The organism is Microvirga sp. 2MCAF35 (genome assembly GCF_052115545.1).
Classification (GTDB): Bacteria; Pseudomonadota; Alphaproteobacteria; order Rhizobiales; family Beijerinckiaceae; genus Microvirga.
Genome location: NZ_JBFRGW010000009.1, coordinates 1 through 11,615, shown reverse-complemented (window position 1 = coordinate 11,615; position 11,615 = coordinate 1). Strand labels below are relative to the sequence as shown.

Genomic DNA, 11,615 nt, shown 5'->3' with positions numbered 1-11,615 from the left:
GGAACAGGCCGGAACGCCTCTTCGTTGAGGGAGTAACTCAACGGAAGAGACCCATGCCCCAGATGATCGCAGCCCTGTTCAGGGATCCTGCCCACGCCCGCCAAGCCCTTCAATCCCTCCTGGAAATGGGCATCGCCCAGAACCGAATCGTCGCGGCCGGCAATGCTGAGGCGCGCGAGATCTCGTCGATCTCGGGCTTTCGCGCCCTCTCCGCGCGGGACGAGACCCTGGACGCTCTCCAAGATTTGAACCTGCCGGAAGCCGACAAGCGGCTCTTCGAGCAGGGCATCCACAGGCATTGCACCCTGATCGCCGCACAGGTCGACCGGGACAATATCGAAGAGGCGCTGCGGGTGCTGGAGATGTTTGATCCAGTCGATCTCGACGCCAGCAGCCGCGAGTGGCTGAACGAGCACCCGTCCGACCGGGCCGGAGCCGATGCGGGCGCTCCGCCGGGCGCCGGGATCACCGGCGGCTCTGACGGCGGCATGACCAACACGAACGCCCTGCCGGGCATGGGCCTGATGGCGGAAGGCGCGGACGATCTCGGCACCCCGGATCTCAGGGCGGACGAGTTCGCGCAAGGCAATCAGGGTTCGGGCACGACGGTCGGCACCGCCTCGCGCCGCAGCGACGAACGCGCCGACCGGGAGGGCGTCAACGAGCTTGCCCTCGATACCCGGCCGGGGCCCGACCAGCCCGGCCTGATGCAGCGCTATATGAACCGCGGCGGTCGGGTCTGGGCCTATCGCACGTTCGAGGAAGGCGGACTTTAGATCACGTTCCGCTCGAGGAGCGGCCGGTTGGCGAGGACGCGCTCATGGCCGAGTTCGGACAGATCGAGCGTGCGGTAGCCGCCATGGACGATGAGTTCGGCCATGCCCCGGCCCACGGCCGGGGCCTGCTGCAGGCCGTGGCCCGAGAAGCCGTTGCAGACGTAGAAGTTCTTGAACCCGCCGGCCAGGCCGATGATCGCATTGTGGTCGAGGAGGCTCATGTCGTAGGGCCCCGACCAGGCACGGCCCGGCCTGATCGCCTCGAAGGCCGGGACGCGGTGCGCCAGGCTCGGCCAGATGAACTCCTCGAAGAAGGAGTGATCGATCTCCTGCGATGCGGGATCCTCGTCGAACCAGTCGGGATCGAGATCCGCTTCCGGCGAGGCGCCGCAGATGAAGTGCCCCTCCCCTTCAGGCCGCACATAGGCTCCCGACGTATCGATGAGCAGCGGGCAGTTCTCCACGGGTCCCTTGCATGAGAAGGTGAAGACGTAGCGGCGCTTGGCCTGGACCGGGATGTCGAGCCCGGCCATGGCGGCGAGCGCCCGCCCGCCGGAGCCGGCGCAGTTGATGAGCCTGCCGCAGGCGATGCGGGTCCCGTCCTTGAGGCGCACGGCCACGATGGTGCCGCCGTCCCGCTCGACTTCCGAGACCTCGCCCCTCACGTATTCGGCGCCGAGCGAACGCGCCTTCTTGCGGAAGGCCTGGAGCAGGCCCCAGCCGTCGAACCAGCCTTCGCCCGAGCGCCCCCAGGTGCCGGCCGCCAGATCGTCCGTGTTGAGCCAGGGGAAGCGGGCCTTCAGATCGTCGGGCTTCAGGAACAGGATGTCCGCGCCTTCCTCAGCCTGGAGCGCCTGGTTCTCGGCCAGGATCGACGCACCGGCCTTCGATGCGCAATAGAGATAGCCGCCCTCCTTCAGGCCGATCTCCGGCCGCTCGCCGTCGACGGCGAGACGGTCGCCGATGGAGCGCAGGAAATCGATGCCGTAAAGCGAGATGCGGATGTTCACCGCGCTCGAATATTGCTGGCGAATCGAGGCTGCGGACAAGGCCGAGGCGGAGAGCTGGTAGGTCGGGTCCTTCTCGACGACGACGACGCGTCCCTTGAAGCCGGAATCGGCGAGCAGGTGGTAGGCCGTGGAGGAGCCCATGACGGCGCCGCCCACGATCACGACATCGGCTGAAGAGGAAGCTGCAGGGGTCATCGTTCGAATTTCGTTGAGAGGATGATGGAGGATTGCGTGCGCTCCACCCCTTCGACGGCGCCGATCTTGTCGATGGCCGCATCGAGGGAGGGAACGTCCTCAGCCTCTACCACCGCCAGAAGATCGAAGACACCCGCGACCGAATGAAGCGCGCGCAATTCTGGCATGCGCTGAAGCGCCGAGACCACCCCGCCCGAGGCCTTGGGCGCAACCACGATGGTCACATGCGCCCGCACCATGCGACTCGCGACTTCCTCGGCCAGGCGCAGGGTATAGCCTGCAATCACACCCCGGCGCTCCAGGCTTTCCACGCGGGCCTGCACCGTCGTGCGCGAGAGCTTGAGCCGCCGGGCGGCTTCCGCGTGGCCGATCCGGGCATTCTCCCGCAGCAGCGCAATCAAGGCACGATCAGTAGGGTCGAGCATCAGAATGACCAGTCGCTATGGCGATATGCCGAAAAATACTCGTCTTTTCGTCAGCTTGTCCATGGCGTTCTGCAAGGCTTTGCCTTTTTCTTAAACCATCACAGGGAGAACTCCATGCATTCGATCCTCGTCATCGGCGCCGGCAAGATCGGCTCCACCATCGTCGACATGCTTCACGAGACCGGCGACTACGACGTCACAGTTGCGGATTCGTCCGCCGCCGCCCTCGAAGCCGTCGCCAAGGGTGGCATCAAGACGATCCAGCTCGACTTCAATGATGCGGTCGCCCTGCAGAACGCCCTCAAGGGCCGTTACGCGGTGCTCAGCGCGGCGCCATATCACCTGACCGGCCACGTGGCCCAAGCGGCGCGCCTCGCCGACGTCAACTATTTCGACCTGACCGAGGACGTGGCCACCACCCGCATGGTGAAGGAGCTGGCGGAGGGCGCCACCACGGCCTTCATTCCGCAATGCGGCCTCGCTCCCGGGTTCATCTCTATCGTGGCCCACGACATCGCGAGCCGTTTCGACAAGCTCGACACCGTGCGCCTGCGCGTCGGCGCGCTGCCGCAATATCCGTCAAACGCCCTCTCCTACAACCTCACCTGGAGCACGGATGGCGTCATCAACGAATATATCGAGCGCTGTGAGGCGGTGGTCGACGGCAAGCTCCGCGAAGTGCCCGCCATGGAGGAGCTCGAAGAGTTCTCCCTCGACGGCACCCGCTACGAAGCCTTCAACACCTCGGGCGGCCTCGGTACCCTGTGCGAGACGCTGGAAGGCAAGGTGCGCAACCTGAACTACAAGACCATCCGCTATCCGGGCCATTGCGCCCTGATGCGCGTGCTGCTCAACGACCTTCAGCTGCGCAACCGCCGCGAGGTCCTGAAGGACATCCTGGAGAACGCCGTTCCGGCCACCATGCAGGACATGGTCATCGTCTTCGTGACCGTGACCGGCGAGCGCGGCGGCCGTTACGTCCAGGAAACCTATGCCCGCAGCGTCTACGGCCAGAAGGTCGCCGGCACCCAGCGCACCGCGATCCAGGTGACGACCGCCGCCGGCATCTGCGCCATGCTCGATCTGCTGGTAGCGGGCAAGCTGCCGAAACAGGGTTTCGTGCGCCAGGAGGAGATCGACCTCGGCGCGTTCCTCGCCAACCGCTTCGGCCGCGTCTATGCGGGCGAGCGCCTGGACGAAGGCCACGAGCCCGCGGCGAAGAAGATCCGCCTCGACGCGGTGGCATGATAAAAAGGACTGTCTGGCCGTTTTCGCGCAGCGAGAACGGCCAAGTTCTTTACAAATTGGCATGACCCTATTCGGGAAAAGCAGTTCCCAGGCTTCCCGGTCATGCATTAAGACGGTGGCATGAGAGCCGCCGTCGTTTCGTTTCAAAGACAAGCGAGGGTGGCGGGCCTCCATGAGCCCAAGCCCGCATCCAGGGAGAACCAACATGACCGCGAGCCTGAAACCCGTATCCTCCGCGCCCGCTTCCGTTGCGGATGAGGCTCGCGCCATTCTCGCGCGCCTCGGCGTGCCGGAGAGCGCCTTCGCGTCCACCGGCCGTCCGGCTAGGTCGCCGATCACCGGCGAGGTAATCGCCCATGTGCGCGAGACCACGCCCGAGGAGGCCAAGGCCGCCATCGGGCGCGCCGACGCCGCCTTCAAGGCCTGGCGCAAGGTCCCGGCGCCCAAGCGCGGCGAGTTCATCCGCCTGCTCGGCGAGGAACTCCGCGCCGCCAAGGACGATCTCGGTCGCCTCGTGACGCTGGAAGCCGGCAAGATCGTCTCGGAAGGCCTCGGCGAAGTGCAGGAGATGATCGACATCTGCGATTTCGCCGTCGGCCTGTCCCGCCAGCTCTACGGCCTGACCATCGCCACCGAGCGCGCCGATCACCGCATGATGGAAACCTGGCATCCGCTCGGCGTCTGCGGCGTCATCTCGGCCTTCAACTTCCCCGTGGCCGTGTGGTCCTGGAATGCGGCGCTCGCGCTCGTGTGCGGCGACAGCGTGGTGTGGAAGCCCTCCGAAAAGACCCTGCTGACCGCACTTGCCACGCACGCCATCGTCGAGCGCGCCGCCAAGCGCTTCGGCGGCGTGCCGGAAGGCCTGTGCGAGGTGCTGCTCGGCGGCCGTGAGGTCGGCGAGATTCTTGTGGACGATCACCGCGTGCCGGTTCTCTCCGCCACCGGCTCCACCGCCATGGGCCGTCAGGTCGGCCCTAAGCTCGCCGAGCGTTTCGCCCGTGCGATCCTGGAGCTCGGCGGCAATAATGCCGCCATCGTGGCTCCCTCCGCAGACCTGGATCTGGCGCTCCGCGGCATCGCGTTTGCCGCCATGGGCACGGCAGGCCAGCGTTGCACCACGCTTCGCCGCCTCTTCGTGCATGAGAGCGTCTACGACCAGCTCGTTCCCCGCCTCGTGAAGGTCTATGGCAGCGTGAAGATCGGCGACCCGCGCGCCGAGGGCACGCTCGTCGGCCCGCTGATCGACAAGGCGGCATTCGACAACATGGAGCGCGCCCTCAACGAGGCCCGCGCGGCAGGCGGCAAGGTGCATGGCGGCGGACGCACCACGGATGTGGCGAATGATGGCGTCTATGCCCGTCCGGCGCTCGTCGAGATGCCGAGCCAGACCGGCCCGGTGCTGCGCGAGACCTTCGCGCCGATCCTCTACGTGATGCGCTATTCGGATTTCGATGAGGTGATCGCGCTGCACAACGCGGTCGGCGCCGGCCTCTCCTCCTCGATCTTCACACTCAACCTGCGCGAGGCTGAAGCCTTCGTGTCGGCGGCGGGTTCCGATTGCGGCATCGCCAATGTGAATATCGGACCCTCGGGCGCCGAGATCGGCGGGGCGTTCGGCGGCGAGAAGGAAACGGGCGGCGGACGCGAGTCGGGCTCCGATGCCTGGAAGGCCTATATGCGCCGCGCCACCAACACGATCAATTACGGCTCGACCCTCCCGCTCGCCCAGGGCGTGAAGTTCGACGTCGACGCCTGATCATTGCACGTTAGCTAAACGGAGGGCACTGCCCTCCGTTTCTGTATCTTCTATCTCACATCGCGAGTCTTCCATGACAGCCTCCTCCCGCACCGGCGGCCAGATCCTTGTCGATCAGCTTCTCATCCACGGAGTCGATCACATCTTCTGCGTTCCGGGCGAGAGTTATCTGGCGGCGCTGGATGCGCTGCACGATGCGAGCATCAACGTCACGGTCTGCCGCCAGGAAGGCGGCGCCGCCATGATGGCCGAGGCCTACGGCAAGCTCACGGGCCGCCCCGGGATCTGCTTCGTCACCCGCGGTCCCGGCGCGACGAATGCCTCCCCGGGCATTCACATCGCCAAGCAGGATTCCACGCCGATGATCCTGTTCGTCGGCCAGATCGAGCGCGGCATGCGCGAGCGCGAGGCGTTCCAGGAACTCGATTACCGCGCGGCCTTCGGCCCGCTCGCCAAATGGGCCACGGAGGTGGACGATCCGGCACGCTTCCCTGAGATCATCTCCCGCGCCTTCCATGTGGCGACGTCGGGCCGCCCCGGTCCTGTCGTGATCGCCCTGCCGGAGGACGTGCTCACCGAGATGGCGCAGGTCGCCGACGCGCCGCGCTACCAGATCGTCGAGACGCATCCGGGCCTGACCCAGATGGCGGAGCTCCAGAAGCTCCTGCACGGCGCCAAGAAACCCATCGCGCTTCTCGGCGGCAGCCGCTGGTCCGACGTGGCGGTGCAGCGCTTCGTGCGCTTTGCCGAGCGCTTCGAACTGCCGGTCGCCTGCACGTTCCGCCGCCAGATGCTGTTTCCCGCCGATCACGCCTCCTACATCGGCGATCTCGGCCTTGGCGTGAATCCGAAGCTTCTGGCACGCATCAAGGAAGCCGATCTCGTGTTGCTCGTGGGCGGGCGCCTCTCCGAGATTCCGAGTCAGGCCTACACGCTCCTCGACATTCCGGCGCCGCAGCAGAAACTAGTGCACATCCATCCCGATCCGAGCGAGATCGGCCGGGTCTATTCCCCGCATCTCGCCATCAACGCCTCGCCGGTCGCCTTCACGGCGGCGCTGGAGGGCGTGCATCCCCCGGCTTCGCTGCCCTGGAGCGAGGGCACGAAGGCCGCGCATGCGGATTATCTGGCCTGGAGCGACCCGAGCGCCATCCGCACCGCCGGCGGGCTGCAGATGGGCGAGGTGATGGCGCACCTGCGCAAGGTGATGCCGTCCGACACGATCTTCTGCAACGGCGCGGGCAACTTCGCCACCTGGGTCCACCGCTTCTGGCCCTTCCGCGAATACGGCACGCAGCTCGCCCCGACGTCCGGCTCCATGGGTTACGGCGTGCCCGCCGCCGTCGGTGCGAAGCGCATCCGGCCCGACAGCCCCGTGGTGGTGTTCGCCGGCGACGGCGACTTCCTCATGAACGGGCAGGAATTCGCCACCGCCGTGCAGTACGATCTGCCGATCCTCGTGATCCTGCTCGACAACGGCATGTACGGCACGATCCGCATGCACCAGGAGCGTGAATACCCCGGTCGCGTCTCGGCCACGATGCTGAAGAACCCGGACTTCGCCGCCTACGCCAAGGCCTTCGGCGGCTATGGCGAGCGCGTGACTACGACGGAGGAATTCGCCCCCGCCTTGCAGCGGGCACTGACCTCCGGCAAGCCGGCGATCCTCCATTGCATGATCGACCCGGAAGTCATCACGCCGACCATGTCGTTGACGCAGATCCGCGAGAAGGCGCTGGCGGGGAAGAAGTGACGCTGCTCTGATTTAAGAGTCATCTCGGGCAGAGTGCGCGCGATATGGCGCCTCCACCGTCATCACCGGCCTTGTGCCGGTGATCTCGATCAAGGAAGGCACGGCGTTTCACAGGATCGGGATGGCCGGGACAAGCCCGGCCATGACATGAGAAGTCCTAATCGGCGCTTCCGTCTTGCGATCCCGGATCGGCTGCACCGTCCGGGACAACGTTTTTTCGCTCTTAAGCCGCCTTCGCCTCGTCGAGCCGCTGAGCCACGAGCGTGCGCAGGGAGCGCAGGTCCTTCACGAAGGAGCGGATGCCCTCGGCGAGCTTTTCGGTTGCCATGGCGTCCTCGTTCAGCGCGAAGCGGAAGCTCTTCTCGTCCATGCGCGGCAGGGGCTGAATCGTCTCCACGTCGTCGGCCGAGAGCTTGCGCGGCAGATCGCCTTCGGCCTTCGCCAGCTCGTCGAGGAGCGCGGGCGAGATGGTGAGGCGGTCGCAGCCGGCGAGCGCCTCGATCTCTCCGATGTTGCGGAAGGAGGCGCCCATCACCACGGTCTTGATCCCTTGCGCCTTGTACGAGGCATAGATCTTGCGCACGGAGAGCACGCCCGGATCGGTCTCGCCCGTGTAGGGGCCGCCGCCGGCCTTCACGTGCCAGTCGAGGATGCGGCCGACGAAGGGCGAGATCAGGAATACCCCTGCCTCCGCGCAGGCCTGGGCCTGGACCTGGCTGAACAGGAGCGTGAGGTTGCAGTCGATGCCTTCCTTCTGGAGGATCTCGGCCGCGCGGATGCCCTCCCAGGTGGAGGCGATCTTGATCAGGATCTTCTCGCGCCCGATGCCGCGCTCCTCGTAGTCCTTGATGATGCTCCGCGCCGTCGTCACCGTCGCTTCCGTGTCGAAGGAGAGATCTGCATCCACTTCGGTCGAGACCCGGCCGGGCACGATGTTCGCAAGCTCGGCGCCGAAGGCGACCGCCAGCCGGTCGCAGATGGCCGCAACCACGCCCTCGCGGGAGCCGCCCTGCTTGCGGCCCCAGGCCAGGGCCTCCTCAAGGAGGTGCTCGTAGGCGGGGATCTCGACCGCCTTCAGGAGCAGGGTCGGGTTGGTGGTGCAGTCCTGGGGCTTCAGGCGGCGCACCGCGTCAAGGTCGCCGGTATCGGCGACGACGACCGTCATGGCGCGCAACTGGTCGAGCTTGGAGGGCATGGGGATCTCCGTAGGTTGTCCTTTGAGGTCTGACTTAGTCCCATAAGGAGCCCGCGTGAAGGGCAAAGCGTCAGACAAAAAGTCCTCTATTGGCCCGTACCCGACTGAGGATGAAGGAATAAACCTCCTCCACCCGGCGCAGGGACCTTACGTCCGCATGGGTGACGAGCCAGTAGGTGCGCAAGTAAGAAACCTCGGGCAGCACCACCCGCAGCTCCGGGAACTGGCGCACGGCGTAATCGTGCAGGATGCCGATGCCAACGCCTGCTCGCACCGCCTCCGCCTGGGCCACCACGCTGGCGCACTCGAAACGGCGAGCGGTGTATTTCTCAAGGCCTGAAAAATAATCGAGCACGGGGCTGTAGAGCAGGTCGGCCACGTAGGTGACGAGGGTTTTGCCCGAGAGATCGGCCAGCTCCGCCACCGGCCCGTGACGGTCGAGATAATCCTGCGAGGCATAGAGCCTCAGGCGGTAATCGGTGAGCTTGCGCGAGACGAGGCGCCCTTCCGTCGGCTGCTCCAGGGTCACGGCGATGTCGGCCTCGCGCTTGGAGAGCGAGAAGGTGCGCGGCAGGGCCACGAGCTGCAGGGTCAGGCCCGGATGCCGCTCGGCCAGCGCGCCGAGTTCGGGGGCGAGAAAGTAGGTGCCGATCCCGTCCGGCGCGCCGATGCGCACGGTGCCCGAGAGCGCGAGATCCGCCCCGCCGAGCTCGCTCGCGACCGCCAGCGCCTGCGTCTCCATCGTCTCCGCGTGCCTCAGGAGCCGCTCGCCCTGCTCGGTCAGGGTGTAGCCCTGGGGACTGCGCTCGAACAACTTGGCCTTGAGGGCAGCTTCCAGGGCCGAGATGCGGCGGGACACGGTGGTGTGGTCGGCCTCCAGCTGCCGCGCCGCCACGGTGAGACGTCCGGCCCGGGCGACGGCCAGGAAAAAGCGGAGATCGTCCCAGTCGAAGGCGCTCATGTCCTCACCTTGAGCATATTGGCATTTTCGCACAACGGCACTTTGGTTTCACCCATAGTCGTGCGATTTCAACAATGATAGAAGGAAAGCACGAAAAACACCCTCAGGAGGAGACGACGCCATGCGCGAGGTCGGACATTTCATCGGCGGCAAGCAGGTTAAAGGCCAATCCGGTCGCACCACCGAATTCTTCCAGCCCATGACCGGCGAGGTTCTCGGCCGAGTGGCGCTTGCCTCCAAGGACGAGCTGCGCCAGGCGGTCGAGAACGCCAAGGCGGCGCAGCCCGCCTGGGCGGCCACGAACCCGCAGCGCCGCGCCCGCGTGATGATGAAGTTCCTCGAACTCATCGCCAAGGAGACCGATTCGCTCGCCGACATGCTGGCCCGCGAGCACGGCAAGACCATCCCGGACGCGAAGGGCGACATCCAGCGCGGCGTCGAGGTGGCCGAGTTCTGCACGGGCATCCCGCATCTGCTGAAGGGCGAGTTCACGGAAGGCGCCGGCCCCGGCATCGACATGTACTCGATCCGCCAGCCGCTCGGCGTGGTGGCCGGCATCACGCCGTTCAACTTCCCGGCCATGATCCCGCTGTGGAAGCTCTCGCCCGCCATCGCCTGCGGCAACGCCTTCATCCTGAAACCTTCCGAGCGCGATCCCGGCGTGCCGATGCGCCTCGCCGAGATCATGATGGAAGCGGGCCTTCCGGCCGGCATCCTCAACGTGGTCAACGGCGACAAGGAAGTGGTGGACGCGATCCTCGACGATCCGGACATCAAGGCCGTGGGCTTCGTCGGCTCGTCGCCGATCGCGCAATACGTCTATTCCCGCGCGGCCGCGAACGGCAAGCGCGCCCAGTGCTTCGGCGGCGCCAAAAACCACATGATCATCATGCCCGACGCCGATCTCGATCAGGCGGCGGACGCGCTCATCGGCGCCGGCTACGGCTCGGCGGGCGAGCGCTGCATGGCGGTCTCGGTCGCGGTGCCGGTCGGCAAGGCGACGGCCGATGCGCTCATGGACAAGCTGATCCCGCGCGTCGAGAGCCTGAAGGTCGGCCCCTCCACCGATCCGTCGGCCGATTTCGGCCCGATGATCACGAAGGCGCATATGGAGAAGGTGCGTTCCTACGTCGATCTCGGCGTGAAGGAAGGCGCCAAGCTCGTGGTCGACGGCCGCGACTTCAAGATGCAGGGCTACGAGAACGGCTTCTACATGGGCGGCTGCCTCTTCGACGAGGTGACCACCGACATGCGCATCTACAAGGAAGAGATCTTCGGGCCTGTCCTCTCGGTGGTGCGCGCCAAGAACTACGACGAGGCGCTGCGCCTGCCCTCCGACCACGAATACGGCAACGGCGTCGCGATCTACACCCGCGACGGCGACGCCGCCCGCGACTTCGCCTCCAAGGTGAACGTGGGCATGGTCGGCATCAACGTGCCGATCCCGGTGCCGCTCGCCTACTACACCTTCGGCGGCTGGAAGGCCTCGGGCTTCGGCGACCTCAACCAGCACGGCCCGGACGCGGTGCGCTTCTACACCAAGACCAAGACGGTCACCTCCCGCTGGCCGTCCGGCATCAAGGAAGGCGCGGAATTCTCCATTCCGACGATGAAGTAGTCGAACAGACGTGGTGAGTTATCCGACCACGCAAAGCAAGCACCTTTCATTCAGGAGGGTGCTTGCGCTTTTCTCGAAAGCGCTGCTCTGGACCTTCATTGCGGCCTTCGTTGCACTCCTCGTTTCCTGTGTCGTGGAGCTCAATCCTCGAACGCGGCGCCTCGTCTATGGGCCGGATCACCTTGCAAGTGTTTCACTAGAGCCAGAGAAAGTCAGGATTGGCATCGAACTGACCAACACCAGCCCGATTGGCAAAGCAGAATTCGACCGCCGTCTTTTAATTACCCAGTCGGACAATTCGACTACCGTCACTGAGCTTTTCTCAGATCACGGCGGGTTCGCAGAGGCAAACCTATACAGAATGGCGGATGGAAAACTGGTCTTGGCTGGTGCTTTTGACGCGGAACTCATTACCCTGTCACCGCTAAACATTTCTCCATACAGCACGAGTTATCTCGCGAACCGCGACAAGGGGCTGTACGGCAAAGTCGATTTGCGCGATCAGCCGTTTAGGAAAGAGCGCCCAAAACGCCTAGGCTCAGGACCTATTAATTTGGTCTGAGGAGTGATTCAGTGCCTCTGCGATGGAGGTGCTGATGGGTGATCTGTTTCTTCTGAGCGAGCGCCAGATGGCGCGGATCTCACCGTATTTCCCATTGGCTCATGGCGTGCCGCGGG

General features: G+C 65.4%; 10 protein-coding genes. 6 read left to right on the top strand and 4 right to left on the bottom strand.

Features of this window, described 5'->3' with window-relative positions:
• Nucleotides 1-53: 53 nt before the first annotated feature.
• Nucleotides 54-776 (top strand): hypothetical protein, encoded by a 723-nt coding sequence (locus tag AB4097_RS06715; RefSeq protein ID WP_442037839.1) that lies wholly within the window; start codon nucleotides 54-56, stop codon nucleotides 774-776.
• Here AB4097_RS06715 and AB4097_RS06710 read toward each other — a convergent pair.
• Together AB4097_RS06710 and AB4097_RS06705 are read right to left on the bottom strand one after the other, a co-directional pair.
• Complete coding sequence (locus tag AB4097_RS06710; protein WP_442037838.1) at nucleotides 773-1,981, bottom strand: NAD(P)/FAD-dependent oxidoreductase; 1,209 nt, start codon at nucleotides 1,979-1,981, stop codon at nucleotides 773-775. The genes AB4097_RS06715 and AB4097_RS06710 overlap by 4 nt on opposite strands.
• A complete protein-coding gene (locus tag AB4097_RS06705; protein WP_442037837.1) occupies nucleotides 1,978-2,406 on the bottom strand; it encodes an Lrp/AsnC family transcriptional regulator in 429 nt (142 codons plus the stop codon). The genes AB4097_RS06710 and AB4097_RS06705 overlap by 4 nt, the downstream gene beginning before the upstream one ends.
• A gap of 114 nt (nucleotides 2,407-2,520) precedes the next feature.
• Here AB4097_RS06705 and AB4097_RS06700 point away from each other — a divergent pair, with 114 nt between their 5' ends.
• The 3 genes from AB4097_RS06700 to AB4097_RS06690 all read left to right on the top strand — a co-directional run bounded on the left by AB4097_RS06700 (nucleotide 2,521) and on the right by AB4097_RS06690 (nucleotide 7,163).
• A complete protein-coding gene (locus tag AB4097_RS06700) occupies nucleotides 2,521-3,654 on the top strand; it encodes a saccharopine dehydrogenase family protein (protein WP_442037836.1) in 1,134 nt (377 codons plus the stop codon).
• A 205-nt stretch (nucleotides 3,655-3,859) separates the two neighbouring features.
• Nucleotides 3,860-5,410, top strand: a complete 1,551-nt coding sequence (amaB, locus tag AB4097_RS06695) for an L-piperidine-6-carboxylate dehydrogenase (protein ID WP_442037835.1) — start codon at nucleotides 3,860-3,862, stop codon at nucleotides 5,408-5,410.
• Between the two features lie 73 nt (nucleotides 5,411-5,483).
• Nucleotides 5,484-7,163: a thiamine pyrophosphate-binding protein gene (locus AB4097_RS06690; RefSeq protein ID WP_442037834.1), complete on the top strand. Its 1,680-nt coding sequence runs from the start codon at nucleotides 5,484-5,486 to the stop codon at nucleotides 7,161-7,163.
• A 223-nt stretch (nucleotides 7,164-7,386) separates the two neighbouring features.
• Here the strand turns inward: AB4097_RS06690 and tal are convergent, their stop codons facing one another.
• Nucleotides 7,387-8,358, bottom strand: coding sequence for a transaldolase (gene tal / locus AB4097_RS06685; protein ID WP_442037833.1), 972 nt, complete (start codon nucleotides 8,356-8,358; stop codon nucleotides 7,387-7,389).
• 70 nt (nucleotides 8,359-8,428) lie between these two features.
• Nucleotides 8,429-9,319 carry a LysR family transcriptional regulator gene (locus AB4097_RS06680; RefSeq protein WP_442037832.1) on the bottom strand — a complete coding sequence of 297 codons (891 nt, stop codon included), beginning with the start codon at nucleotides 9,317-9,319 and terminating at the stop codon, nucleotides 8,429-8,431.
• A gap of 121 nt (nucleotides 9,320-9,440) precedes the next feature.
• On the opposite strand from AB4097_RS06680, the gene AB4097_RS06675 reads away from it, so the two are divergent.
• Nucleotides 9,441-10,937, top strand: coding sequence for a CoA-acylating methylmalonate-semialdehyde dehydrogenase (locus AB4097_RS06675; protein ID WP_442037831.1), 1,497 nt, complete (start codon nucleotides 9,441-9,443; stop codon nucleotides 10,935-10,937).
• A gap of 13 nt (nucleotides 10,938-10,950) precedes the next feature.
• Nucleotides 10,951-11,499 carry a hypothetical protein gene (locus AB4097_RS06670; RefSeq protein ID WP_442037830.1) on the top strand — a complete coding sequence of 183 codons (549 nt, stop codon included), beginning with the start codon at nucleotides 10,951-10,953 and terminating at the stop codon, nucleotides 11,497-11,499.
• Nucleotides 11,500-11,615 lie beyond the last annotated feature (116 nt).